This is a genomic window from Hahella sp. KA22 (assembly GCF_004135205.1).
Taxonomy (GTDB): Bacteria; Pseudomonadota; Gammaproteobacteria; order Pseudomonadales; family Oleiphilaceae; genus Hahella.
Genome location: NZ_CP035490.1, coordinates 4,092,207 through 4,118,295, shown reverse-complemented (window position 1 = coordinate 4,118,295; position 26,089 = coordinate 4,092,207). Strand labels below are relative to the sequence as shown.

Genomic DNA, 26,089 nt, shown 5'->3' with positions numbered 1-26,089 from the left:
GCGTCAGGCGGTGCGCGCCAGTGGCGTGGTTTTGGTCTGCGCCAGTGCGTGACAGGCGGCCAGTTGCGTGGCGCCGAGTCGCGTCAGGGGCGGAAGGGCGGCCTCGCAGGTCGGTTTTTGCAAGCTGCAGCGCTCCCGGAACGGACAACCTTTGCTGTTGATCAACGCGTTGGGCGGGTTGCCGGGAATGGTGGGCAGGCGCGGCATATCTTCGGTGATCGACGGAATCGCTTTCAGCAGGCCCTGAGTGTAGGGGTGGGCCGGACGCTCGAACAGGGTTTCCGTGTCCGCCTCTTCCATCTTGCGGCCGCCGTACATCACCAGCACCCGGTCGCACATTTCCGCGACCACGCCCATATCGTGAGTGATCAGCAGAATGGCGGTATTGAATTCCCCCTGCAGCTCCCACAACAACGACAGAATCTGCGCCTGCACGGTCACGTCCAGAGCGGTGGTGGGTTCGTCGGCGATCAACAGTTCTGGACGACACAGCAGCGCCATGGCGATCATGATGCGCTGACGCATGCCGCCGGACAGCTCGTGAGGATACTGTCCCATGCGCGCCTGCGGGGAGGGAATACGCACCGCGTCCAGCATACGGATGGATTCCGCCCGCGCCGCCGCTTTGCTCATACCCTTATGAATCATCAGCACTTCGGTGAGCTGCTTGTCGATTTTCAGGAAGGGATGCAGAGAGGTCATCGGGTCCTGAAAGATCATGCCGATTTTCTCCGCGCGAATGCGGTTGAGTTGTCGTTTGCTCATGGCCAGCAGGTTTTCGCCATGAAAGTTGGCCACGCCGGACACCCGGCCGTTATCGGCGGTGAGTCCCATCAAGGCGAACACCGACTGGCTCTTGCCTGAGCCTGACTCCCCGACAATGCCGAGGGTTTCGCCGGCGCGCACGGTGAAGGAAAGATCGCTGACCGCCTGCACCAGTCCGTCCGGCGTTTCGAAGCGAACATTCATGTTTTCGATGGACAATATGGTCATGAGAGCTCCTGGCGCTTACTGGATGATTGCTTTTTTATTAGATGCATGAGAGGTCCGGGGCGCATGAGAGTTAACGGTCCTTCGGATCAAGGGCGTCGCGCAGGCCGTCGCCGATGAAGTTGAAACAGAACAGGGTGGCGACCAGAAACAGAGACGGAAACATCAGCAGCCATAGCGCCACATCAATGGTTTTCGCCCCTTCGGCGATGAGAATTCCCCAACTGGTGTCCGGCGGCTGCACGCCCAGTCCCAGAAAACTCAGGAAGGATTCAAACATAATGAAGCCCGGAACCATCAGCGAGGAATACACCATCACAATGCCCAGCACGTTGGGCAGCACATGACGACGCACGATGGTGAGTTTGGACACGCCGATGGAGTGCGCCGCTTCGATAAACTCGCGCCGCTTGATGCTGAAGGTGACGCCGCGCACCACGCGGGCGATGTTGAGCCAGGACACCATGCCGATGACGATAAATATGAGATAGATATTGTTGCCGAACAGGGTGACGAACAGGATCACCATGAACATGAACGGCACTGAATCCAGCACTTCGATGACCCGCATCATGACGCTGTCCACCAGCCCGCCCACATAACCGGAAATAGCGCCCCAGACGGTGCCGATCACAACGGCCACGAGGGCGCCCATAAAACCCACCATGATGGACAGGCGACCGCCCTGCATGGTGCGGGCGAACAGATCCTGGCCCAGATCGTCGGTGCCGAAATAATGTCCGGTTTCCAGGGAGGGTTTGCCCAGCTCGTAGGGATCGGCCACCACGTTCCAGTCGATTTCATCGTGGCTGAAAGGCGCGACATGGGGCCCGATGACGATACAAACGACGATAAACAGCAACACGTACACCGACGCCATGGCGGCGCGGTTCTTGCGGAAACGCATCCAGGCGTCCTGCCACAGACTGCGTCCCGCCACCGCTTCAACAGGGGCGGTGACTTGATCGGAGAACCATTGCGGATCGAGTTTTCTGGTTGTCAGCACGACGGCCTCCTAAATGCGAATGCGCGGGTCGATGACGGTGTACAGCAGGTCCACCACCAGATTGAAAAAGATGGTCAGCGAGGCCACGATCAGGGTGATGCCCATTACCAGTCCGTAGTCCCGGTTCAGCGCGCCGGAGACAAAGTGCTGTCCCATGCCGCCGGTGCCGAAGAAGATGTCGATAATCACTGATCCGGTAACCACCGCGACAAACGCGGGACCCAGCATCGCCACCACGGGAATCAACGAGGGCCGCAAGGCGTGATGAAACAGCAGATAGGGTGTGGAGAGGCCTTTGGCGATGGCGGTGCGGATATAAGGCTGGTTCAGCGTCTCAATCATGGCGCCGCGCATGACCCGGGCGATGCTGGCGACGGAACCGATAGCGAGGCTCAATACGGGCAGAATCAGAAAGGCCGCTTTGCCGCCTTCCCAGCCGCCGGCGGGCAGCCAGTCCAGCTGAATGGCGAAGATAGTGACCAGCACCGGCGCCAGTACAAAGGCGGGAATTACCACCCCGGTCATGGACAATGACATCAGAAAGTAGTCGAGCTTGCTGTTGCGATTGAACGCCGCCAGAGTTCCCAGCAGCATGCCCACCGGCACGGAAATACAGAAGGACAACACGCCCAGCGTCGCCGACACCGGCCAGGACTGGCCCACCAGTTGCGTCACGGTGAAGTCCTGATACACAAAACTGGGTCCCAGATCGCCTTGTACGAAGTCGCGAATATAGATGAAAAACTGGGTGAAAAACGGCTCGTTCAGGTGATACTTGGCTTCGATATTGGCGCGCACGATTTCCGGCATGGGGCGCTCCATGTCGAAGGGGCCGCCGGGCGCGACGTGCATCAGCCAGAACGACACCAGGGCGATGAACAGCAGCGTCGGAATGGCGATCAGCAGGCGACGCAGAATGTATAACAACATAATGACGCTCTCAGGAATCCGTTAAAAAAAAGGCCTGGAGGCGCCGGCTCTGTACTTCCGACATCCAGGCCAAGAGATCGCCCACTTTAATGGGCTTTCACATACACGTTTTTGCGGTAGTAAGAGGCTTCCGGATTGGTGCGTTCATAGCCGCCGATATAGGGCTTGATCAGGTATTGATCATTGCCGTAGCGATACACCGGGATGATCGCCATATCGTTGATCAACAGGGTCTCCGCCTCACGGTATTCCTTGGAGGGATCGCTTAATACCTTGGAGGATTGCATCAGTTGATCGTAGCGCGGGTTGCTGTATTTGGAGTCGTTGAATTCGCCGGAGGAGACGAAAACGTCCAGCCAGGAGGAGGCTTCATTGTAATCGGCGACCCAGCCGCCGCGGTGAATGTCGCCGGTGTCTTTCAAGGCGTAGAACACCTTCGGCTCCAGTTGTTTGATCTCCACCTGCACGCCCAGCACGCTCTTCCACATCCCCGCCATAGCGGTGGCGATCTTCACGTCATTGGAGAAAGTGGGTACGGTGAAGGTCAGTTTCAGTGGCTTGTCTTTCCCATAGCCTGCTTCCGTCAGCAGTTGTTTGGCTTTTTCGTTGCGTTGCTTTTGCGTCCAGGTGGCGTATTCGGGGGTGTAAGGCTTGTAGCCGTCAGTCTGCGGCGGCACCAGGGTGTACATAGGCACGCCGCCGTTATTCAGAATCGCCTTGGTCATGATGTCGCGATCAACGGCGTAGGACAGCGCGGTGCGCACGCGCACGTCCTTAGTGGGGCCGGCGACGGTGTTCATATAGTAGTAAACGGAACCCAGTGAGGCGCTGGTGTTGGCCACTTCATCAGGGAACTTCTTGAGCAGTTGTTTCTTCTGTGCGGAAGGAATGGACAGCGCCTGATCGATCTCGCCGGCCAGATAGCGGTTCAGGGCCACATTGGCGTCGCCGATGGGCAGCCAGGTGATTTTTTCCAGCACCACATTATCCGCATCCCAGTAATGAGGATTTTTCTTCAGCACCATTTTTTCGTTCACTTTCCACTCTGACACGGTAAAGGCGCCGTTGGTGACGATATTCGCCGGCTGCGTCCACGCGGCGCCGTATTTCTCAACGGTAGACTCATGCAGAGGGACCAATACCGGATGGGTGATAAGCTTGAGAAAGAAAGGAACGGATTGCTCCAGGGTGACTTCAAAGGTGTAATCATCCACCGCGCGCACGCCCAGGGTGGCGGGGTCCGCTTCGCCTTTCATAATCTGCGCCGAGTTCTTGATTTTCGGCATGGCGGCGAACCAGGCGTAGGGCGAGGCGGTTTTGGGATCGAGCAGGCGGCGCCAGCTATAAACAAAGTCGTGAGCGGTCACCGGATCGCCGTTTGACCACTGGGAGTGGCGTAATTTGAATGTGTAGACGGTGTTGTCGTCATTGACCGACCAGCTCTCCGCCACTCCGGGAATGGTTTTACCGGTCTTGTCCTGAATCGCGAGCCCTTCAAACAGATCGCGACCCAGATTAAAAGCGGGCTCCGCCGCATACTTGGCGGGATCGACAGACGTGACCTCGCCGCCATTGTTCAACGTGATTTCCTGTCGGGCTGCGAGTTGAGTTCCTGGAGGGTAGGGCTTCGCCACTGCGCTTACCGTACACACGCTGCTTATCAGAGAAATAGCGCCCAGCATCAGTAGTTTGCTTATCTTCATGACTACCTCGTCGTATTATTTTCGTTATGCAACGAGGGAATGTATATTGTATACAATTCGTTCTCAACACCCTTTGAAGTCCTCAATATGAAGGATCAGAATCAGAGCTTGCCGGTCTCAGAAAGTGAGACTGGCTGGAGGATGACGAGTCGATTTTTGAAACATTAGAAGCTTGAGTTTCGTCTCAAGAAACAGCGCCCTGTCATCGGCTCAATCTGGATTTTGTGTTGTTGCAGAGTGTTGAAGTCGGGCGAAAAAGCGGTTGGGGAGTTGGGATTGGTGTGGTTGAATAGCTAGTCAAAACGTTAGGTGGCCGCCATTGAAAGTTTACTTCGAGAATATTGAGCATGGCTGGGTGAATTTTCGGCTTGAAGCAAATGGAAAGAACCAAATCCATGAAGGTTTTTCCCATACCCCTTACGACTCATTTTCAGAGCTGGTTGACGCCCTGTTTGACATGAAGTCCCAGCAGTGGCCTGTGCAAAAGAAAGCCACTTTTAATACTGAACCATATGAATACGAGTTTAACTTCAAAAAAGAGAACGAAAAAGTTCACCTCAATATAGTCGGTTATCCTGACCATCGAAGAATGGACAAATCTGAGACTATTTACGCAGCCGAAGGAACCTACGAAGAGATCTGCCTCCCGTTTTGGAGGGGCTTGCGTAGACTTCAAGGGATGCACAGCGCAGAAGAACTTGATAAAAGGTGGCAAAGGTCATTTCCTTCGGCAGATATTGATGCTTTGACCAGGTTGTTGAAAGAGAATAGAGGCTACTAAGGGTCTTACCTTGCGGCTCCGCTCTATTGTAAATACTGCGTACATATTATGAAGAACACACTAATAGCCAGCTTAGCCATGCTGCTCACGGTATTTTTGCTGGTATTTCTCACAGCAGTGATTGACTCCATTAATAATGAGTTCTCTGATTTCCGAATTTCCGCCGTAATTGCTGGCGTGGCCACATTGGTGGCGCTAGTGGTTCTGGTAATCTGGGCGATTCCCGGCCATTTTCATCTAAACAAACTGGGGAAAGACAAGCTGATTTGGTATATCGCGCCCGCGCTTCTTCCTGGTTTTGTGTTTGTATACTGGCTAAAGCCTTTCGGTCAGGATGCTGAGCCTTCCTTATTGACCCAGGCGCTTTTCTGTAGCTTCGTTGGCGCTGTGTCAGCCGTTGTGTTTTGGTATTTTGCTGTTTTCAGGCCTCGTCGTATAACAAAGCCTTAAAGTAAACTTTTGTTTTTCATGCTGTCTGCAGCTGGCGTTAAATTTCGGGGTTAGCTTCAGTTCAGTAAACGTTGGATATACGGGGATTTATGGGCGCATGCGTATTCGCCTTCATTGAAATTAATCACAACGGGGAGTGGAACATTGCGGATAACCTCGTTGAAGATGAGGAGTATGAGGGGAAGCCGGTTCCGAAGAACGTCGCTCCGTGGTGGTGGGGCAAGAGCGCATACGCAGACATTTACGAATTATCGGGTGAAAGGGGTTTCCCTGCTGACCTCAGCGCTGAGATGTTGAGCTTCATAAAAGAGTACTGGCAGGATGCAAACCGGCCGTCATGGTTGTTAATGTCGGAACTAAAGCATTTACAAGAAGACGCAAATAGCCGCTGCCCTGCTATCGACTTAACCCTGTTCCCAGGCGCCTTGCCAGACAGCGAAGTCAGGCTGGTGTTTTGGGCAGACCAGTGAGTCCGCGTAAATTACGAAATCACGTGGGTCAACTTTCGCTGCATCAATGACTACTTGTACAGTGTTGGAGATTTTCACATTCAGTTATGAATCATGCCGAATTAATAGAAAAGCTCAAAAAGTCGGGATTCGAACAGCTAGGGACAGCAAGTGCTTTTGGGTACGCTGGTGAGTGGGTGATAGGGTTCATAGGGCTAAGCGGACGGTTTCAGCAAGCAGGGACAAAGGCTTTTGTAATTTGCGCAAGACCAATCAGCTTTGACTATATGGAAAGGCCGAAGGGGAAATACCACGACGACCCCATGGAGTATCCATTTAAATTAACGCTGAATAGCTTTGGCGAAAAGTTAAAATACCAGTCACAACTATTGCGCTTCGAGCACTCAAGAATTGATACCGAAGGCGATTGGTCAAAGGTTTTCGATTTTCTTGTAAAGGACTTGCCTGAGTCGCTTTCAAACCTTGGCGTGTCAGGGTTGGTTCAGCAGATCAAAGAGATTAAAGAGCCTGGATATATAGAGAAAATATGGCTAGGAGAATTGGGGGCATAAGGCCACGGAGTAGCGCGCAGGATCTTGCTTCGGGCCCGTCTCGGCTGGACAGACGAAGAAATGCTGCTGAATGCCTCGCCAAGTCCGTTTACTACCCTAATTGTAAAGTTGTAACTCATACAAACCTAATTGCCTTGCGATGGCGCTCACGCCACTATGCTGAGCTGGGGAGCCTTTGAAAACTGCCAGAACAAGGAAGAAGTTGGCGAAAAAGCGGAGTTAATCGCGAATAAATGAGCATTCAGAACGAACTTTTGACCGTGGGTGGTTATTCAGAGGCCCCTAGGTTTAATTATTAGAGTCAACATATGCCAGTACAATACGATTGCCAATCTTGCAACCTGACATTTAAGGTTGGTGGCTACCATGGTTTCACTCCATACGAGGATTACGATGGTGGCGTGTGCGCAGTTTGCTTGGGATGTGGCGTCCAGTATTCAATATTTTATGGAAATGAATATCGCGGCCCTGAGTACTTTGAAGAGAAAGGGGTTGAGATAGTTGGTTATGCCCAAGAGTCAAAGATAAAACTAATAAAGCTTATTAGGCAATGGTATGGGCTAAGCCTTCATGAAGCAAAGAATAAGCTTAATGATATGCCATTTATATTCGTCGACAAGTATGGCGACCCTGATCGTATAGCTTCGAGCCTGCTAGCGGAAGGAATTGAGGCGAGAGTAGTTGTGTTGTCCAGGGTTAAGAATCCTTATTTCGGAAAACCCAAAGCAAGGGATATCCTGAAGAAGTTTGATTCGCTTCTATATGTGGGTATGCAGGACGCTGATGACGAGGCGCATGAGGCGCCATATTCCTGCAAATCGGGAGAGCAGGGGCGCCTTGACTTGGAGGCCACGCAATGTATGGACTGTGGCGCTATAGGGGTAATTCAATTCCATTTTGAAGATGAGCTGAAAAAATGCCCAAGTTGTAAAGTGGATGCTTTGGTTGAAAGTGGGGGTTTTGTCTCCTAATAATAAAGCCAAGAAACATAGCCCCTTGGTTAATCGTATGTATCCTATCAATACTTCTTAGAGGAAGTTGTTAATGTTTAAGAAATTATTTGGAAAGAAAAGTAAAGGCCCAGACAAGGATGACACTTCTAATATTAATAAAGAAGGTCAAGCGAATGAACAGGAAAAGCCTAGAAAACACCACTATGAGTTTGGTAAGTTCACTCTTCCAATGATGGTTCTAGGTCATCCAGAACCTTTTATTTCAAACTTTTTACTTGAAGATGGACAACAGAAGTTACGTAATGCATGGAATAACATAGGAGAAAAACTTCCGCCAAGCGACCGGATGCCTGATGATGGACTTGAGCTCGTAAAGCGTGTAGCGAAGAATGTGATTTGTATGGGGATAATAATGCCAAAAGCTATATCGCCCAATGAGCTTCATTTTTCATATGTGATATGCGACAAAGAAGATTACACTAAAATTAGAATATTTGGTCTGGAAAAGGGTAGGGAGCCATGTCCCTACGAGAATCCTACTGTGTTGGCGGAATGGAATAAAATGGGGCGGCTTACCTATGATGCTGCACCAAAACCTGATTTTATCGAGTTTGAAAAGTATGTTTTTTCTATCATGGCTGATGAAATTCAGGTCCGCACTTTTACTGATTTTAGGCCAATGGGATGGTTCTCTGACAGTGACGAAGCAAGTCCAGAAGCATAGCGACTTAAGATATGCACTCTTTGATTAATTTATGATTCTCCTATTTTCGAAGGTGTACACCGGAAGATATTAATACTTGAAAATAAAACCAGTTGGTAGCAGAACCGATAACGAGTATAGGTCGGAACTGGCTAGCTCCTCCTCCAACTATTCGGTTTCAAATGGCCGTCATCCCCAACACGGGGGGTAGTGACCAGAGACATAAAATAATTGGAGGCCAGCGAGTGGAGGGCTAAATAGCTAAAAATGGTAGGTGACAGATGGCGGATGATCTAATTCCAATACCGATTCCGGCATTGGTGGCGGTGCTCCTCAATAAAGAGCGTGAAAAAGGCGAACCTCTTAAATCGAAGTAAGAGGCAGCGCCTAGCAGACTATACATAAAAATGGATAATTCGTTCAGTTTACACTTTTGATAAATTATCTCTTCACGATTGCTTCATAGGGCGGCAGATCCGCCCCTTTTGCCAGCTGTTCTTTGTAAACACTGGAGAGAACTTTGAAGGCTTCATCGTATGACATGAGTAATTCTGTAATATTTTCCGGGTCGCTGAGCGTTTCTGACTCCAGCAAAGCTTCAAATCTATTTATGCTTTCAAAGACAGCTTGCAGTGAAACCATTAAAGTATCATTATCATTATCATTATCATTATCATTATCAATATCAGCCATTGCTCATCTTTCTCTTTTTCTTCTGGATGTTTGTATAGAGTTCGTCCAGTAGATTCTTAAAGGTACTAACCGACATTGCTCTGTTTGGAACGATAGAGTAGTGGGTTGCTTCAAATCTTTCGTTATAATCATCTCTAACGATCAAAATGCCTTCGGGAATATCTGTCCCCGCCGGTATTTCCAAGTAAGCCCAATTTTTCCCCATTTAATTGCTTGATGGTTACATCAGCGCGTCTGAATTTTCCATCTCTTAGCTCCCTTTTCTCAAAGTCTGGATACAAGGGGTTTGTGGCGTGTTCGTCTGTTCTAAATGCGCGCCACAAAAATAGAACTAGCTCTTTGTCTGATTTGTATATTCTATCGAAATCTCCGATCTCAATAAAAAAGCTTTCAGTTGTTTTGCTATCTCTCAGTAAATGTTCTTCCATAATAGAGTCTTACTCCAAATAAAATGTAGTCAAAAGCTTGAGGGATTATTGAATGGCTGACTTTATCATGGCTCATGAAATTTCTTCAACATAAGCTTCCTCAACTAAATTCAGCACACGGTTTGAAGATCGTAAACCACACTTGACTGCCTTTAAATCAGCCTATTGGCTTAAGTTTCACAAAGCTCTATGTCTGCTAAGTTGAAGGCCGAAGCGTCGTCTCTCAAAGTGTGTAAATAGCTATAATTGAGAGAACGTATGCTGCCTCGAAAGGTTCCGTTTCTGTACTGGGTACGCCCTTTTTTCTGTGTCGTTCAACATGCCAGAAAATAACAGGATTCAGCTAACTGTTCTTGTAAAACGCCCCTACGTATTCTTTTTAAAATCTGGTGCGTTGGCAAAATACCCGCACCCTCCCTGCGCGATCACGCCCAATCCCCCTAAGCCTTAGCAAACATCTCCGACACATACTTCAGCAATTGCCCGTCTATATCCGGCAGGCCGTCGGAAAACTGGGTTAGTTTGCCTGGGGTGCAGCGCATGAGTACGTTGGTGGGTTCGCCTTCGTCGTTGGAGGAGTTGACGGCGTTGAGTTCGATGAGTTTGTCGTAAAGGTCGTCTTCGAGTTGGACTCTCTGGGCTTCCGTCATTCTGATGCGGCCGACGCAGACGCCGGGGTGAACGGGATGGGACAGGGATTCTTCCTGGAAGCGGCGTCGAAACAGGCTGTCCAGGGCGGAGCCTTCCTCCAGCAGATAGCGACGTCCTGACTGATAAAAGGAGCCGTCGCCAAAGTCATCGATGTAGCCGAGGATCTCGGCGATGCGCAGGTAAAAGCGCAGACTGGTCTCGCTGAGCCCATGTTTCTCCGCCACAGCTTCCGGCGTCATATTATGAGAAGTCACCATATTGATGAAGTCGAGCAGATAGGGGTGCTCCAGAAACAACTCGCTCTGTTTGTCGGAAATAAACAGCTCGTTCTCGTGCTGCAGCTTATTGGCGAGCTTGGTCAGCTCCACCAGGTCGGTATTGAGGTAGCCGACATACATCAGGATCTTATCCAGTCCCAGAGACGGGTTATGCAGGTGGCGCTTGATGCTTGACAGCGGAATGCCGGTCTTCTCTGACAAGTAGCCGTAACTCAGCCCCTCGTCTTTAATTCTTCTTCTAATGGCGGCAAGTAAAAACTTCGGCCCGATATGCATCTCGCCAGACTCCGTGATTTTTGTTGTTGGGATGCTCGCCCAAGAGGCGTTTAACTCCTTCGGATCATACCAGACGTCTTCGTAATTCGGTGCTAGCAAAAAAGCGTAAGCCCAGGGCCATTATCGAAAGCCCGCCAGACTCCACACCCCCAATTACGACTGCAGTCGCCAACACTTCACAACGAGACGGTTATGGCGCTTTGCCCCCTCTTCTTTACTGCCCTGCGCTGAACTTACAGACGATCCAAAATGCGGACGCCGGTGAGGTTACGTTTCTGTCAGGTAATGGGGCCGTGGCGCTTGAGCGTTGAAAAGATGAGGTAATGTCGTGACTTGAATGGCGTGTATTTATTAACTAATTTTTAAGATTGATTATAAATAGATCTACTACATTTATAGGTAATCCGTTATTAGTAGCAAATTCATACTGCGCAACGTTATTTTCTACGGTTGACAAAGATAAAAATTAAAAGAATGCGCCAAATCAAATTAATATAAGATCAATTTAAGTAAACGTTCCCAAGTATTAATAACCTTGTTCTTTACCGGTTGAACTGTTTTAAATAATGCGCTAACGTGAGTTGGCCATTTGTGAACAATTGGTTGCAAATGGTCTGTGGAAGCTGGCTGTATATTGACGGCTGTGACATAGATTGCAGAGGGTGTGTTGTAGCGCTAAAAGAGCGCATTGATGTATCCGCTTCCTAACATTTTTTAATGTTAAATTCATGAATCTATCTCTGAAGACATAGCAGAATAAGCATGTCTCCAGATGTATGTAATTAAAGGAAAGCATAGTTTCTTTTTTTGCATGCAGTCTCAAATCAATGTTGTGACTAGAAGGGTAGCAAGCTGGGGTTTCCCCGCGAGGAGTAAATAAGTGATGGATGTACTTTTCCGACTTTCGCCAGGACGCACTCGTCCGCCCGCAATTTAATCTCAAAAAATAAGCTAACAAAAACAAGTGTCTAGATATATTCTGGGCGGCTTTTGGCTTGTTTTACGCGGATGGCGCGGGCCATTCAAACATTTCCACCGCTTCTGAGAGGGACGGCGACTGCATGCTGTTTCCTCTGGTGTTGCATTGTCGCTAGTTGTTCCCTGCAACTTTGCGTCGGCATTTTATCAAGTGAAATTAGGGATTTTAATGCTTGAGAAAACTTCATGAAATTACGTAAGGCAACCCGTTATGAACAGTTTCAGTGGCTGCGCTATCGACGTAACCCTGATGATCCTGGCCTGACACTAAAGTATCGGTTTGAATTAGCCGGAAACATTGAGTTTCAGGTGTTAAATGAAGCTTTAAAAGTAGTGCTTTTAAATGGATTTAACTGCCTGTTAAGTTTCTTTTCAGAAAGAGATGATGCGCTCTTTGTCGGCTGTAATAGATTGCCCGATAAAGTGCTGGATATCGTTACCGATAAGTCGCAATGGATGCATTCAGAACCCATTGATCCCGCCGGCGACAAGTTGTTCAGATTTGCTTGTTTTACTGAGGATAATAAGGTCACTGGGCTGAAGTTAGAATTTAGCCATTTGGTCTTTGACGGCGAGTGCTATCAACCCTTTATAAATACATTGTCTGACTATTGGCGTCGTCGGGAGCGCCTGGATGATCAGGGCAGGGAAGAAACGAAAATATCGTTTACGCAAATCGGCGAAACGCCGGTTAATGAAGCGTCCGTTGACTACTGGAAGGCGAACCTGCAAGGCGCGCGACTGTCGCAGACGCTGCCGTTTTGTTTCAAAACCCCGAAAGAGAAAGGCGTGTATCTCTCGGTTAAGCGTACGCTGGCGATCAACCCTACGCTGGCTGGCAAACCTTTGCTGACCGAGAGACCAGCACTGGACGAAGGGAGCGCCGCTCCAATCGGAGCCTTGTTGGAACAGCGCGATCTCACCCTGTTTCAGTTCGTCGTCGCGGTTACCGCCGCAGTTGTAAAACTGTACTCAGCGACGGAAGAGCATGACGAGGAACGCGTCACTATCGCTCATACGGTCAATTGTCGGGGCGAGCAGCAGGCCTTTGGCTGCTTCACCAATCTGATTCCGCTATTCGTCAAGGTTAACCCTGATCAAGACGGCGCGGCATTGCTCAATAGCGTCAAACAGGCGCGACAGGCCGTACGCCCGCATCAACACACGCCCACGCTGCAATGGGTTGAGTGGGCGGACCCGCGCGCTAATCATGGCGGCCGATTGCTTAATCTGGTGGTGAACGCCTCTGATGGACTTGTGCCTTACGCCGCGCCGGCGTTGGCGGGATGCCAAGTGAAGCTGAGCGAACGTCCGGATACTGGAGGCCAGAATGATCTCGCCATCAACTTCAGTTGCGACGGCGATCAACTGTTTTTGTCCTTCGATTCATCCTCCCGTTTTATGGCGAGGGAAACCCTGACGGCGCTGGCGGATAATTTTGTCAAAGTCGCGGCCTTTATCGCCGCAACGCCAGAGCGTCCACTGCGTGAATGCCGCCTCAGCCAGCCTTTGACGCCGGTTATCTGCGGCGAACGTGACGAGTCCGCACCGCATACGCGCATTCTGCAAAGGGTGGCGCATGCCGCCAGACTGTACGCCAATGCGCCCGCCATCAGCGATGAGCGGACGAGCCTGACGTATCGTCAAACCAGCGCCGCCATCGGACGCCTGTATAGCGAAATCATGGCGCTTTTGGAGGCCCCTGCAAATGGCTCTACAAATGGCTCTTCAAATGTCTTTGCGGCGCACAGTAGCCTAGGCGTATTTCTGGAGCGGACGGCGGCGCTGCCGGTAGCTTATCTGAGCGCCCTGGCGTGTCAGCGCGCCTTTACGCCCATGGACCCACTGCTGCCCGATGAACGGCTCAGCTACATGATGGATGTGGCCAATGTCGGCGTCCTCCTGGTGGATGCGCGCACGCGCTCCCGAGCGGAAACGCTGTTTCCCGGCGCCGCGATCATCGACGTCGACGCTTCGCTCGCCCTGGCGACCACAGAGTCCGCCATTGCGGACGACAGGGTTGAACAGGCATTGACGACGGACGCGCCCCCTGACGCCACGGCCTATGTGATGTTCACCTCCGGATCGACAGGCAGACCCAAAGGCGTGGCCATCAGCGAAGGCAATCTGGCGAACTTTCTCTTGTCAATGCAGGCCTCACCGGGCTTTCAGGCTGGCGAGCGGATGTTGGCCCTGACGCCCATCAGTTTCGATATTTCCATCCTTGAGTTGCTATTACCGCTGATGTGCGGCGGTGAGCTGCATATCGTCTCCGATCAGACCCGCGTGAGCGCGGAGCTGTTAGGGGAAGCGCTCAATCAATGGCGGGCGGACGTGGCGCAGGCGACGCCGTCAACCTGGCGTATGTTGCAGCAGGCGGGCTGGCGCGCCGCTGGCGAACTGACCATTCTGTGCGGCGGCGAAGCGTTGGATAAAGAGCTGGCGCAATACCTGCTGCAACAGACCGGACAGTTATACAACATGTACGGGCCCACCGAGGCGACGATCTGGGCCAGCTGCCGCCGGGTGACGGACGCGGACCGGATTCCTCTGGGGCGGCCTGTCTTCAATAGCGACTACTACATTCTGGATGCGGAGGGCGACTCCGTGCCGCCGGGAATGCAGGGCGAACTGACGATCGCGGGCGAATGCGTTGGCAAAGGCTATTTGAACGCGCCCTCAGAGCAGGCTTTTGTCACTTTGCCGAATGGCGTCCGCGCCTATAAAACCGGCGATATCGTGCATTACCTGTCCCATCAGGACATAGAATACGTCGGCCGCCGGGACAGTCAGTACAAAGTAAACGGCTATCGGGTCGACACTGGCGAGGTGAGTCACCGCCTGAAAGAGTTCGCCCCGGACGCCGCCGTTTTCACCGTAGTCAGGCATAAACCGGAAGCGCATCTGTGTTGCTTTGTCTGCGCCCCGGAGAGCAGCGGATTCGACGTTGCAGCCGCGATGCAATGGCTCCAGCGCGCCTTGCCTTATTACATGGCGCCGAAAGCGCTGCATCGCTTGAGCTGTATTCCGTTAACCGCCAACGGCAAAGCGGATGTCAAACTCCTGAGCGAAGCTGCGTTGGCCGACCTACCGCTTATAACGCAGCCGTTACCGGCGTCGTCAGCGTCGTTAGAAGCGGCTCCGCAAGAACCGGGACTGCAGCAGGAGATACGGAATCTACTCCGGGAAAAACTCGATGTCATCGCGCCGGACCTTGATCAGCCTCTTGGGTGGCTGGGTCTGAACTCCATTAGCTACAACCTGCTTGCCGCGGCGATTCAGCAGCGTTTCGGTATCAGGTTTCGCAGCTATGAGTTCTATCAGTTCAACACCATCAACGAGGTGGCCGGGGCTATCCGTCAGCGTCAATCTCCGGAGCGGATCGCCAACTCGCAAGAGCGCCGAACTGATCGTCGCCGTGACAAAAACCAAAACCGAAACAACGATGACAGACTGGCCATCGTCGGGATGGCCGCCACTTTGCCGGGCGGGGACGATGCGGAAAGCTTCTGGCGCGCCTTATTGGATCGTAAGGACTGTATCGCCGCTGCGCCGGCGGACCGCTCTTTGTCGGGCTACCGCGCCGGATATATTTCCTCGGTCAGACGTTTTGACGCGCGCTTTTTCTCTATATCGCCCCTGGAAGCCACCAGAATGGACCCGCGTCAGCGAATGTTGCTGCAGGCCGCCTGGAGAGCGCTGGAGGACGCGGGCTATGCGCCATCTCAATTAGCTGGCGGCCGCATAGGATGCTATATGGCGGCCACCGGCAGCGACTATGCCTTACTGCAGGCTCGCGACGGCGAAAAACAGACGCCGTATTCGCTGTCGGGACATTCGCTGAGCATTCTGGCCAACCGCATTTCCGCCTTTTTTGACTGGAATGGTCCGTCATTTACCTTGGACACGGCTTGCTCCGGAGCGTTGACGGCGCTGGTGAAGGCCTGTCGGGATCTGCAGTCACAGGTCTGCGACGCCGCCATGGTGGGAGGCGTCAACCTGATTCTGGATGCGCAGATTAACGAAGGCCTGGATGCGGGGCGTTTTATGTCCCCGGACAGCCGTTGCGCCACTTTCGACGCCAGCGCCAATGGCTATGTAAGAGGGGAAGGCGTGGGCTGCTTTATGGTCAAGCGCTTGCAGGACGCGCAGGCGGACGGAGACCTCATTCACGCTGTGATTGAAAGCGTGGCGGAGAACCACGGCGGCAAGGCTAATTCGCTGACGGCGCCGAACCCCAACGCCCAGTATCGCCTGCTGCTGGATGCTTACACGCCGGAACTGGCGCAACGGGTCAGCTATATCGAAACTCACGGCACAGGCACCCGCCTGGGCGATCCCATCGAAGTGGCGGCGCTGAAACGCGCCTTACAGGAGTTGACCGACGGCAATACCGCTCAAACGGTCTGGCTTGGCGCGGTTAAATCCAACATCGGCCATCTGGAGCCGGCGGCTGGCGTAGCGTCAGTGGTGAAAGTCATCAAAGCCTTCGAGCACGAACAACTGCCCGCGAATCTGCATTTCCAGCATCTGAACCCGGAGATTGATCTGTCAGCGTCGCCATTTCAGGTGTTGGCGGACGCCATTCCCTGGCGCAGCGAGCACCCGTTGACGGCGGGAGTCAGTTCCTTCGGTTTCGGCGGCGCCAACGCCCACGTAGTTCTTTCCGCGCCCCCGCGGCGGGAGCGCCGTGCAGTGAGTCCGTATGACAAATACCTGATTCCTGTTTCCGCGCGCACCGCCGGCGCGTTGCAGAAACAGGTGGCGGCGCTGGCGCATTTCGTGGCTGAACGCCGCGTGGAGCTAGGGGAGAGCGGATTGCTCGATCTGGCCTTCACGTTGAGCAACGGGCGCGAACATTTCGAGTATCGCCACGCCTGGCTGGTGAGCGGCGTGGATGAATTACTGACGCAACTCCGATCCGGTCATGTTGGCGTGCATGCGCCTCGACACGGCCAATCTCAGAATGAACCAAGCCAGAACAATCAAACGCTGGCCGCAGATGAGGCGATAGCCCCAGGAAACCTTGACGATCCAACCTGTCTGGCGCAGCTGCAATCGCGTTTCCTGCAAGGGCTCCATATTGACTGGCGGCGTCTGTACGAAGGCGCCGGCGCCGCCAAAATGAGGCTGCCGACCTATGCGTTCGACGAACGCGACTATTGGTATACCAAGAATCAGACAGGGCAGTACGCCAAACAGCAAGCAGGATTGGCGCAGGTAACAACAACAGCTAAGGATGGCGAGACAGATTATGAGCGCAAGCGTTAGAGCCAGAGACTCTTTTTTCGATACCGAAGGGCAATGGCGCAGCCTGCCAGCCGGCGATGGATTTCGCGTCAGCCTGAGAGACGATCACCCTTACTTTTCGCACCATCGCGTGCGCGGCTGGAAAGTCCTGCCCGGCGTGGTGTATCTGGAGCTGGCCCTGAGCGCCATCGCCAAGGCGCGGCCGGACTTCAAAACCGGATTTATCGATGACGTGGTCTGGTTGCGTCCCGTTCTTGCGGGTGCGCCAGTGACGGACATCGACGTGCAATTGACGCCGATAAGCCCCACGCGCATTGAGTTCCGCATAGAGCATGCGGGGGAGACGTGCGGCGGCGGCGTTTTGAACGCGCAAACAGTCACCGGGCGCGCTGATCCATTGGCGACGCCCTTGTGCGTGCGCAGCCAGGTCGGTGCGGAAACCCGGGATCACTTTCCGCGAAGCGAGGTCTACGCCGCCTTCGCCGACATGGGGATCGTCTACGGCCCTTACTTTCAGCGCATCAGCTACGTGCAACGCCTCTCCAACAAAGCGTTGTCCTGGCTCAGCAACAACGACGGCGTTTTTCTGGGCTGGGCCAGCCTGCTGGACTGCGCGTTTCAGGCGGGCATGGCGATTTCCATCGGCGAGCGCAGGGAAAGTCTGATGCCGTATTCCCTGGGCCGACTGACCTTACATCGAGCGCTGCCCGATCAGGCCCTGGGCAGCGCCTTTGTGCTGACGGAGAAGCTGTCTCCGTTTCGCACCAACCTCACCATTTTTGACGAAGCCTACACCCCCTTGCTGTCTGTTTTTGACCTGGGCGTCAAACCATCACATTTACAATAAGGAGTATGAGGGATATGGAGTTTGCCGGAATTTCTCAAACGGCTATTGATTCGCTGGTATTTTCTCCCGAATGGAAAACCCTGCCTCTACCTGCGGCCCCGGAGGACGAGGTGGAGGAAGAGCAGCAGCCCCGGATCATCATTGTTCCACCATCGCAAGCGGCGCTGCGCCAGGAAATTGCCGAGCGTTCGCCTCAGGCGGACGTGCGCCTGCTGAACCCTCAATCCATCGATGATCTGGCGCGGGCGGTGGCTGGGAACGCCGCGCTGCGTCTATGTTTCGTGACGCGCACTCCCTGGCGCGCCGCCGTTCCGGATGAAGACGTCAGCGCCTTTTTTCAGCTGCTGAAAGCGCTGGGGGACAAACCTGCGGTCAAGCTGGACGTGTTCACGGACAAAGCCGTCGCCTGTCCGTTGTTTGACAGCGTCACCCATCCTGTGGATGGCGTCTACGTGGGGCTGGCGCAGACTCTGGCCAAGGAGCGTCCGGAATGGACAGTGCGCAGTTTCTCACTGCAAAAACTGACGGCGGACGTACTGCAGGACCTGTTGCGCATATCTCTGCCGACGTTGCCCGGAACGCCAGTCTGCATTGCAGACGGACGCTATGGCGTCGCCGACATGCAGCCGACGACCTTGCGCCCATGGCCTGCGCAATCCGCTTTCCGCCAGCAGGGAACCTATGTGATTCTCGGCGGCGCCGGCGGGTTGGGCGGTAAGCTGGCGGAATATCTGGCCGCTCGTTATCAGGCGAAACTGGTTATCCTCGGGCGCCGTCCTGAGGCTCAAGACTTATTGATGCGACTGCGCGACCTGGGCGCTGCGGAGGCGCGTTATCACTCCGTCGATCTCGGCGACCGCGCCGCATTGCAGGCGGTGCTGGACCGGTACGCGGTGATTCATGGCGTGGTGCATTCTGCGCTGGTGCTGGAGGACGCGTCCTTGACGGCGATGTCCGAGCAGACGCTGTTCAATGTGCTGCGGCCGAAAGTTCACGGGGCCTACAATCTGGCGCGGGCGTTGAAGGGACGGACGCTGGATTTCTGCCTGTTTTTCTCTTCCATTCAGTCCTATATCGCCAATCCGGGGCAGGGCAACTACACCGCCGCCTGTGTGGCCAAAGACGCCTTCGCGGATTTATTGCACAACGGACTGATGATCAACAGCAAAGTCATCAACTGGGGCTTCTGGGGTTCGGTAGGCGTGGTGGCCTCGGAGCACTACCGCGAGCGCATGAAAAAGCTGCAAATCGGCTCCATTGAAGTGGACGAAGGCCTCGCCGTCATTGAGCGGTTTCTGGTGACGGAGGGCAGGCAAATTACGGTGGTGAAGGCCTCAGATCTGGCGTTGAAACGCCTGCATATTACGCCTCATGCAATTAATCAAAATACAACGAATCAAAAGACAACGAATCAAAATACAACTGTAATTAATCAAAATATAACGCCTGCAAGCGGCGCCGACGCCGACCTGATCCCGGCTTATCGCACGCAAGACCCGTTAGTCGCCCGTAACGAAGCGATGTCCGCCGCGTTGCAGGAGTACGCGCGCTGGCGTCTGGGCCAAACATCCATGCCGGAGGCCATTGCGCCCAAGTTCGGCAAGCTGGCGGCGGCGCTTAGAAGCATTAAGGCGGGGCATTCGCCGCAGCGGGAGGAAGTGGTGCGCCGCTATCCAGAGCTGCAAGGGCATATCCGTCTGCTGGATCAATGCATCGAAAATCTGCCAGCCATTTTGCGCGGGGAGACCAATCCGCTGAGCGTGATCTTCCCTGATGGCGGCTTTGAGCTGGTGGAGCCGGTGTACCGGGACAACCCCATTGCGGACTACTTCAACCAGGTGGCGGCCAGAATCGTCGCCAACTTGCAAAAGGCGCGCGCGGGACGTCCTCTGCGCATTATCGAAATCGGCGCCGGCACCGGCAGCACTACTCAGTTTGTGTTGCCGCAACTGACGCCTGACAACGTCAGCTACACCTTTACCGACCTGTCTTTTGCGTTTTTGAACAAAGCCAGACGCCGGTTCGCCGACTATCCCTTTGTGGAATACAAAATCTGCAATATCGAGAAGCCGCCCGCGTTCGAAGAACCTTTCGATGTGGTCATCGCCACCAACGTCATCCACGCCACGTCGGACTTGCCGGAAACCTTGCGGCAGGTGCGGCGTTTGTTGCGTGACGACGGCGTATTCGTGCTCAACGAAATCACTTCCTGCCAGGATTACGCGACCCTGACCTTCGGCCTCACGGACGGCTGGTGGCTGAGCCAGGACTCGTATCGCATTCCCAACAGTCCCTTACTGTCTGGAGACAGTTGGCGGCGCTTGATTTTGCAGGCGGGATTCCAGGGTGTGGACGCCCACGGCGGCGAAGATCAGCAAGTCATCGTCGGCTTCGCCGGGGCGGCCATGCAGCAAAGCGCAGCGCCTCAAAAAACGGCGCTTCAGGCGCAGGATTTTCCGCCCGAAGAGACGTCTCAGGCTGACGCGAAGCCTGCGCAAACCGCGCCTCAGGAAGGCGTCGCCAGTCAGGCGTCTATTGAAGCGTTTTTGCAGGCGGTTATCGCCGAGGTGCTGCAATTCGACCCCAGCGAAATCGAGCGTGACATGCCGTTCAGTGAAATGGGCGTCGACTCGTTGATTTCCATGGAGCTATTGAAACCGATCAAGGAAAAAACGGGGTACTTGCCCGCCACGATTCTGTTCGAATATCCCACTATCCGACAGCTGGCGGAGCATATACTGACCGCCGGGCTGGGCTGGAGTGAAAGAGAGACAAGCGCAGCGCCGGTTGCGCCTCAGGTCGCAGTAGAGGAAACGCCGCCGAAACAGGACAGTCTGGCGGAAATCATGAATCAGGTTCGCGCGGTCATTGCGGACACCATGATGATGGAGCCGGAGGACGTGGAGGCGGACACGCCGTTTCAGGAGTACGGCGTTGACTCCATTATTTCGCTGGAGCTGATTCGTCCATTGAAGGAGATATTCGGATATCTGCCCGCCACAGTGCTGTTTGAGTATCCCAACCTGCGCCAACTGGCGGAATACCTGGCGACTACTGTAGCGACGGCGTCCTCCGAAGAAGTGGCGGCAGACAGTGCGACGGCGCAGGTCTCTAAGGCAAGTGAGCTTCCCGACGATCATAATGATCCAGATGCGCAGCTATCCCCTGTCGATCCAGCAGCGTTGTTATGGCGTCCGGGCGACATCGCCATTATCGGCATGTCGGCGCGCTTACCCAAGGCGCAGGATGTGGCGCGTTTCTGGGACAATCTGCGCCAGGGGCGCGACTGCACCGATGTGATTCCGGCGGAGCGCTGGAAGCAGGAGGGATTCCTCACGGAGGCGCCACTTAATGGTCGCGGCAGCTACACCAATCGCGGCGCCTTTATTGACGACGTGGACGCCTTCGACCATGTGTTTTTCAATCTGACGCCCAACGAAGCCGCGCGAATGGACCCGCAAGAGCGGATTATGCTGGAGCAGACTTACCGCTCAATGCTGGACGCGGGTTATACCCGCAAGCAGTGGGCGGGCAGCGACACCGCGGTGTTCGTGGGAGTGATGAACGGCGATTACGCCTGGCACACCCCAGTGCAAACGACCACTGCGCCGGCGACCTCGCTGTTCTGGTCGATGGCGAATCGCGCGTCCTACTTCTTTGACTGGCGCGGACCCAGCATGGCGGTGGATACGGCGTGTTCCGCCTCGCTAACCGCATTGCACCTGGCCTGTCAGGCGTTGAAAAACGGCGACTGCGAACAGGCGGTAGTGGGGGGCGTGAATCTCATTACCCATCCCCGACACTACGAGCAACTATGCGGTCTGCACATGCTGTCCCGCAGCGAACAATGCAAGCCTTTCGGCGCCAATGCGGACGGCTTTGTCGATGGCGAAGGCGTGGTCTGTCTGGTGATGAAACGGGCGGAAGACGCCATGCGCGACAATGATCGCGTTTACGGCTTCATCAAAGGCTCCGCCATCAACGCCGGCGGCCGCTCCAACGGCTATACCGCGCCCAATCCGGAGGCTCAGGCGGCGTTGATCGGCAAAGCGCTGCAAGCCGCCGGCGTATCCGCCCAGGAGGTGGGCTATGTGGAGGCGCACGGCACAGGCACGGAACTGGGCGACCCCATCGAACTGCGCGCGTTAAGCAAAAGCTACGCGGCGGCCGCGCCCCAGAGTATTCGTCTGGGGTCGGTGAAATCGAACGTGGGGCATCTGGAATCGGCGGCGGGTCTTTGCGGCGTGCTAAAAGCCGTTCTGCAGATGCATCACGGCGAGTGGGTTCCCTCGCTGCACGCGGAGCAACTTAATCCCCATCTGGATTTTGCTCAGACTCCATTTCAGTTGAACAGGGAACGGCGCGCATGGGACCCAGCGGCGCCCAGAGTGTCAGCGGTCAGCTCCTTCGGCGCCGGCGGCGGCAACGCCCATGTGGTAATTCAGGGCGTTGCGCAGGCGTCGCCGCGAACCCTGAGCGACGCTGCGCAGAGCGCAACCCAACCAGAGATCTATGTCATTCCGCTGTCCCATCACAGCAGCGCAGGACTGCAGCAGACTCTGGACGGTCTGCGAGAATGGCTGCAGGGACAGCAGGTGGATATGGACGCGCTGGCGTATACGCTGGCGTGCGCGCGGGATCATGAGCGCTTCCGCCGGGCCCTGGTGTGTCGCGATCAGGCTGATCTGATTCAACAACTGGGACGGGATCTGCAAATGACGGGCGTCGCGTCACAGAAAGAGACATCAGGACAAGCGCAACAAGCGTCCCCACAACAACTGACCCATGACAACGCGGAAAGCGTCGCCGCCCTGTACGAAGCCGGAAACGATTTGCCCTGGCGCGAGTTCTACCCGCAGCGGCGGCTGGCGGCGGTCCCGGAGTATGTGTTCATTCGCCACCGTCACTGGATTGACTCGGTTGAATCCAACTTCAAGGGCTTCCACTCGTTGACGCAGGCTCACCGCATTAACGGGCGCACCATGGCGCCCGCCGCCTGGACTTTGTCGACCCTGTGCGAAAACGCCGATGAAGGCGGCTTCGTCAACATTATGTGGAAAGACATGATCACCGATCCGCACAAGGTGGAGGTGATTGAGGAAGGCGGCCGCACGCTCTTCGTCGGACGCGGCGGCTTTACCCAGTATTGCAGTGCGGAACGAACCCAGGACGTTAGCGCTCCGCAAAATATCTCCGCCGTACTGGCGCGTCTGGGCATGGAAAACCCTTTGCAGGCGATGGACATAGACAACGCTCCGCGCCGGCCTCAGGCGGAAATCTATGCGGGCTTCAAGCAGCGCGGTTATGACTATGGTCAGCCGCTGCAGGGCATTCGCTGGGCGCACATCAGACCGGGCCTGGTCAGAGCCTTTTTACAGGTCGATCACGACTGGGGACAGCTGGTGTCTCCCGCGCTGCTGGACGCCGGCCTGCAACTGGCGATTCTGGCGCCGGAGGGCTCCACCGCAAATACCGGCGGCGGCGAGAAAGCCGTCTTTATGCCCTATCACCTGGGGCGTTTGGCGGTCAACCGGCTGCCGGACAATGAAGCCGTGTACGCCTATTGCCTGGAGAAAACCAGCGCTCAGGCCAGTAAAGCCCGACGCTTTGATTTCTACTTCACCGACAGGCGCGGAGACGTGCTGATCATGCTCGAAGACATGGTGTCTGTCGTGGCGCGTCCGCACACGGAGGACGATGTTGATACGCGCCCCCGGCAAGTGCGGCCAGAGCCCCGGTTTGAAGTCTTTGACCTGAGCTGAGGCCGCCCGGAACGACGGTGAAACCGTCTGATAAACCACAACGATGGAAGTGTTGAAACCATGGAAATACTGATGTTTCCCGGCCAGGGATCGCAACATCCGGGCATGGGAAAAGACGTGTTCGAGCGCTACCCGACCCAGTGTCAGGATGCGGAAGCGGTCCTGGGTTACTCCCTCGCCGAATTGTGTCTGCAGGACCGGGAAGGGCGCTTGAACCAGACCGCTTATACACAGCCGGCGCTGTACTTTGTGTGCTGTCTGACCTATCTGGACCACCTGAGTCAGGCCGGTCGAAGCTTTCATGACTCCCATGACGGTTGTTTGCTCGGACACAGCCTGGGGCTGTTTCCGGCGCTGTTTGCGGCCGGCGTGTTTGACCTGATGACCGGGCTTCGCATTGTCGCCAGACGCGGAGAGCTGATGCAGGCCATCCGTGGCGGCGGCATGTTGGCGGTGCTGGGCGCCAGCGCCGACAGGTTAAGAGAAAAGCTGATCCAGCTTGATTGTTTCGATGTGGATGTGGCGAACGACAACGCGCCGGGGCAAGTGGTGTTGAGCGGCAGGGAAGAACGCATGCGACAGCTATCTCCGCTGCTGGAAAAGGAAGGGCTGCGCTGTGTGCCGTTACCGGTCAGCGGGGCGTTTCATTCCCGCTACATGGAGCCCTGCCGGGTGCAGTTCGCGGACTTTCTGCGGGGTCTCGACCTCAAAGCGCCGCAGAAGACGGTGATTTCCAGCACCAGTGGCGACCCCATTGGCGGCGAGCACCTCGTCGAAGAAATGGCTTTTCAGCTGGTAAAACCCGTGCGCTGGTCGCTGACCATTCAGAGCCTGTTGCGGCGCTACCCGCAGGCGCGTTTTGTCGAGTTGGGGCCGGGACGGGTGCTCACCAACCTGCAGGGAAAAATTCAGCATGCGGTCGCAACCCCCGCACAGGCTTAACCCAGAGAGGTAAACAAGATGAAAGGAAGCAACATCGCCGTGATCGGCGGGGGCGGCGCAGGCGCAATGGCCGCGTGGCTGCTCAGTAAAGACAATCAGGTCACGCTGTTCGAAGCCAGCGACTATCTGGGCGGCCACGCCTACAGTCACCCTGTCGCAACCGAGACGGGAACGCAGTATATCGACATGGGCGTGGAGTATTTCAATGAGCGCCTGTCTCCTAACTTATGCGCCTTGCTGACGCATTTCGGCGTCGACAGTTATGTGGCGCCGCTGACCATGCACGTGGATTTTCCCGGGGAAGGGCGGTTCTGGAACAATCTCAACGGCAAAGGCGAGTTAGGCGCGGAGCTGTTGCAGGAGTTTGACCGCTTTCATCTGGACATGGCCGCCGTGCTCAGTTCCGGGGATGAGCGTTACAAGAAAATGAGCATCGGCCAGTATCTGGACGCAAACGACTATTCGGAAGCGTTCAAATATCAGGCGCTGGCGCCGTTGATGACCGTCTATTCCGGCTGTAACGCGCCGTCCCTGGACTACACGCTGATGTACGTCGCCATTTCCTTCAACATGAATCTGCTGTCGTTCTTTTCGCCGGGCTACTGGCGCAAAGCCAAGGGGGGAATAAACGGCTACCTGAAACGCATCGCTCAGGAACTGGGCGACCGGGTGAAACTGAATACGCCGGTGCAGCGCGTGACCCCGTCCGCCTCCGGGGTCACGGTGGAGTTCAACGGTAAGAGTCAGCGTTTCGATCAAGTGATATTTGCTACTCATGCCGACGTGACTTTATCGATGCTGGCCACCACGGAAACCGTTTACCAGGAGATTTTAGGCGGGTTTGAACATGTTCCCGTGAGGAGTTACCTGCATCACGACGAGAGCTGGATCAGCGCCCAGGGCGAGGGTCTCTACTGTCAGTTCAAAATGCCGGACAGCTTCGATATTACGGCCCCGGAGGCGCAATTCGGCACGCTGACCCGGGTCAATAACGCACTGCCGCCGTATCGGGGCGTGGACAAGCCGCTGCTGGTCACTTTCGATCCGAAAGCCGAGATCAAACCGGAGCGCATCGCCTGCGAAAGATCATGGAAGCTGCCCAAGCTCAGGCCCGTGGACTTCTATCGCAAGACCCGCATCAAAGAGATTCAGGGCGTTAATAATCTTTGGTTCTGCGGCACAGACACCAGCCTGACCGGGCACGAAGGCGCCATTGTCTCGGCGATGGTGATCGCGGATCGGCTGGGCGCCGCCTATCCCTATCGGGACAACACGCTGGCCTACGTACAGTTCAAAGTGATCAAGGACATCATGGGCGTCAACAAGCCGGGGGAAAAATTCGCCTCCTGGGTTGGCGACCTGATCTTCAAGACGGCCAAGGCGCTATCCCTGCACAAAGAGCAATCCCACAAATTCATCAAGGACTTAATGGTTTAAAGGAGTCGGA

Annotated in this window: 19 protein-coding genes; 11 read left to right on the top strand and 8 right to left on the bottom strand. The window is 54.8% G+C overall.

Annotation, left to right across the window (positions count from 1 at the left end; all coding sequences use genetic code 11):
* Positions 1-3: 3 nt before the first annotated feature.
* The 4 genes from EUZ85_RS18210 to EUZ85_RS18195 all read right to left on the bottom strand — a co-directional run bounded on the left by EUZ85_RS18210 (position 4) and on the right by EUZ85_RS18195 (position 4,629).
* Positions 4-993, bottom strand: coding sequence for an ABC transporter ATP-binding protein (locus tag EUZ85_RS18210; RefSeq protein WP_127970629.1), 990 nt, complete (start codon positions 991-993; stop codon positions 4-6).
* 70 nt (positions 994-1,063) lie between these two features.
* Positions 1,064-1,996, bottom strand: a complete 933-nt coding sequence (locus tag EUZ85_RS18205) for an ABC transporter permease subunit (RefSeq protein ID WP_127970628.1) — start codon at positions 1,994-1,996, stop codon at positions 1,064-1,066.
* Between the two features lie 9 nt (positions 1,997-2,005).
* Entirely contained in the window at positions 2,006-2,926 is a 921-nt protein-coding gene (gene oppB / locus EUZ85_RS18200; protein ID WP_127970627.1) for an oligopeptide ABC transporter permease OppB, read from the bottom strand.
* An 86-nt stretch (positions 2,927-3,012) separates the two neighbouring features.
* Positions 3,013-4,629 carry a peptide ABC transporter substrate-binding protein gene (locus EUZ85_RS18195; protein ID WP_127970626.1) on the bottom strand — a complete coding sequence of 539 codons (1,617 nt, stop codon included), beginning with the start codon at positions 4,627-4,629 and terminating at the stop codon, positions 3,013-3,015.
* Between the two features lie 319 nt (positions 4,630-4,948).
* Here EUZ85_RS18195 and EUZ85_RS18190 point away from each other — a divergent pair, with 319 nt between their 5' ends.
* From EUZ85_RS18190 to EUZ85_RS18165, 6 genes are all read left to right on the top strand, one after another.
* Positions 4,949-5,410, top strand: a complete 462-nt coding sequence (locus tag EUZ85_RS18190) for a hypothetical protein (protein WP_127970625.1) — start codon at positions 4,949-4,951, stop codon at positions 5,408-5,410.
* A 48-nt stretch (positions 5,411-5,458) separates the two neighbouring features.
* On the top strand, positions 5,459-5,860 hold the full coding sequence (locus tag EUZ85_RS18185) for a hypothetical protein (RefSeq protein ID WP_127970624.1): 402 nt from the start codon (positions 5,459-5,461) through the stop codon (positions 5,858-5,860).
* An 89-nt stretch (positions 5,861-5,949) separates the two neighbouring features.
* Positions 5,950-6,330 (top strand): hypothetical protein, encoded by a 381-nt coding sequence (locus EUZ85_RS18180; protein WP_127970623.1) that lies wholly within the window; start codon positions 5,950-5,952, stop codon positions 6,328-6,330.
* An 86-nt stretch (positions 6,331-6,416) separates the two neighbouring features.
* A complete protein-coding gene (locus EUZ85_RS18175; RefSeq protein WP_127970622.1) occupies positions 6,417-6,881 on the top strand; it encodes a hypothetical protein in 465 nt (154 codons plus the stop codon).
* Between the two features lie 308 nt (positions 6,882-7,189).
* Positions 7,190-7,852, top strand: a complete 663-nt coding sequence (locus tag EUZ85_RS18170) for a hypothetical protein (RefSeq protein ID WP_127970621.1) — start codon at positions 7,190-7,192, stop codon at positions 7,850-7,852.
* Positions 7,853-7,925: 73 nt separating this feature from the next.
* Positions 7,926-8,558 (top strand): hypothetical protein, encoded by a 633-nt coding sequence (locus EUZ85_RS18165; RefSeq protein WP_127970620.1) that lies wholly within the window; start codon positions 7,926-7,928, stop codon positions 8,556-8,558.
* Positions 8,559-8,978: 420 nt separating this feature from the next.
* Here the strand turns inward: EUZ85_RS18165 and EUZ85_RS18160 are convergent, their stop codons facing one another.
* From EUZ85_RS18160 to EUZ85_RS18150, 4 genes are all read right to left on the bottom strand, one after another.
* Entirely contained in the window at positions 8,979-9,230 is a 252-nt protein-coding gene (locus tag EUZ85_RS18160; protein WP_127970619.1) for a hypothetical protein, read from the bottom strand.
* Positions 9,223-9,435: a hypothetical protein gene (locus tag EUZ85_RS32030; RefSeq protein WP_164887286.1), complete on the bottom strand. Its 213-nt coding sequence runs from the start codon at positions 9,433-9,435 to the stop codon at positions 9,223-9,225. The genes EUZ85_RS18160 and EUZ85_RS32030 overlap by 8 nt, the downstream gene beginning before the upstream one ends.
* Complete coding sequence (locus tag EUZ85_RS18155) at positions 9,365-9,658, bottom strand: hypothetical protein (protein ID WP_127970618.1); 294 nt, start codon at positions 9,656-9,658, stop codon at positions 9,365-9,367. The genes EUZ85_RS32030 and EUZ85_RS18155 overlap by 71 nt, the downstream gene beginning before the upstream one ends.
* Positions 9,659-10,098: 440 nt before the next feature.
* On the bottom strand, positions 10,099-10,962 hold the full coding sequence (locus EUZ85_RS18150) for a transcriptional regulator (protein ID WP_241566802.1): 864 nt from the start codon (positions 10,960-10,962) through the stop codon (positions 10,099-10,101).
* Between the two features lie 1,065 nt (positions 10,963-12,027).
* Between EUZ85_RS18150 and EUZ85_RS18145 the strand changes: the two genes are divergently transcribed.
* The 5 genes from EUZ85_RS18145 to EUZ85_RS18125 are packed head-to-tail and all read left to right on the top strand — an operon-like array spanning position 12,028 to position 26,079.
* Positions 12,028-17,112 (top strand): beta-ketoacyl synthase N-terminal-like domain-containing protein, encoded by a 5,085-nt coding sequence (locus EUZ85_RS18145; RefSeq protein WP_127970617.1) that lies wholly within the window; start codon positions 12,028-12,030, stop codon positions 17,110-17,112.
* Positions 17,096-17,938: a polyketide synthase dehydratase domain-containing protein gene (locus EUZ85_RS18140; protein ID WP_164887285.1), complete on the top strand. Its 843-nt coding sequence runs from the start codon at positions 17,096-17,098 to the stop codon at positions 17,936-17,938. The genes EUZ85_RS18145 and EUZ85_RS18140 overlap by 17 nt, the downstream gene beginning before the upstream one ends.
* A gap of 14 nt (positions 17,939-17,952) precedes the next feature.
* A complete protein-coding gene (locus tag EUZ85_RS18135) occupies positions 17,953-23,700 on the top strand; it encodes an SDR family NAD(P)-dependent oxidoreductase (RefSeq protein ID WP_164887284.1) in 5,748 nt (1,915 codons plus the stop codon).
* A 60-nt stretch (positions 23,701-23,760) separates the two neighbouring features.
* Positions 23,761-24,642 (top strand): ACP S-malonyltransferase, encoded by an 882-nt coding sequence (locus EUZ85_RS18130; protein ID WP_127970614.1) that lies wholly within the window; start codon positions 23,761-23,763, stop codon positions 24,640-24,642.
* An 18-nt stretch (positions 24,643-24,660) separates the two neighbouring features.
* The gene (locus EUZ85_RS18125) at positions 24,661-26,079 is read left to right on the top strand and encodes an FAD-dependent oxidoreductase (protein WP_127970613.1); all 1,419 of its coding nucleotides are present in this window, start codon (positions 24,661-24,663) and stop codon (positions 26,077-26,079) included.
* Positions 26,080-26,089: the final 10 nt, after the last annotated feature.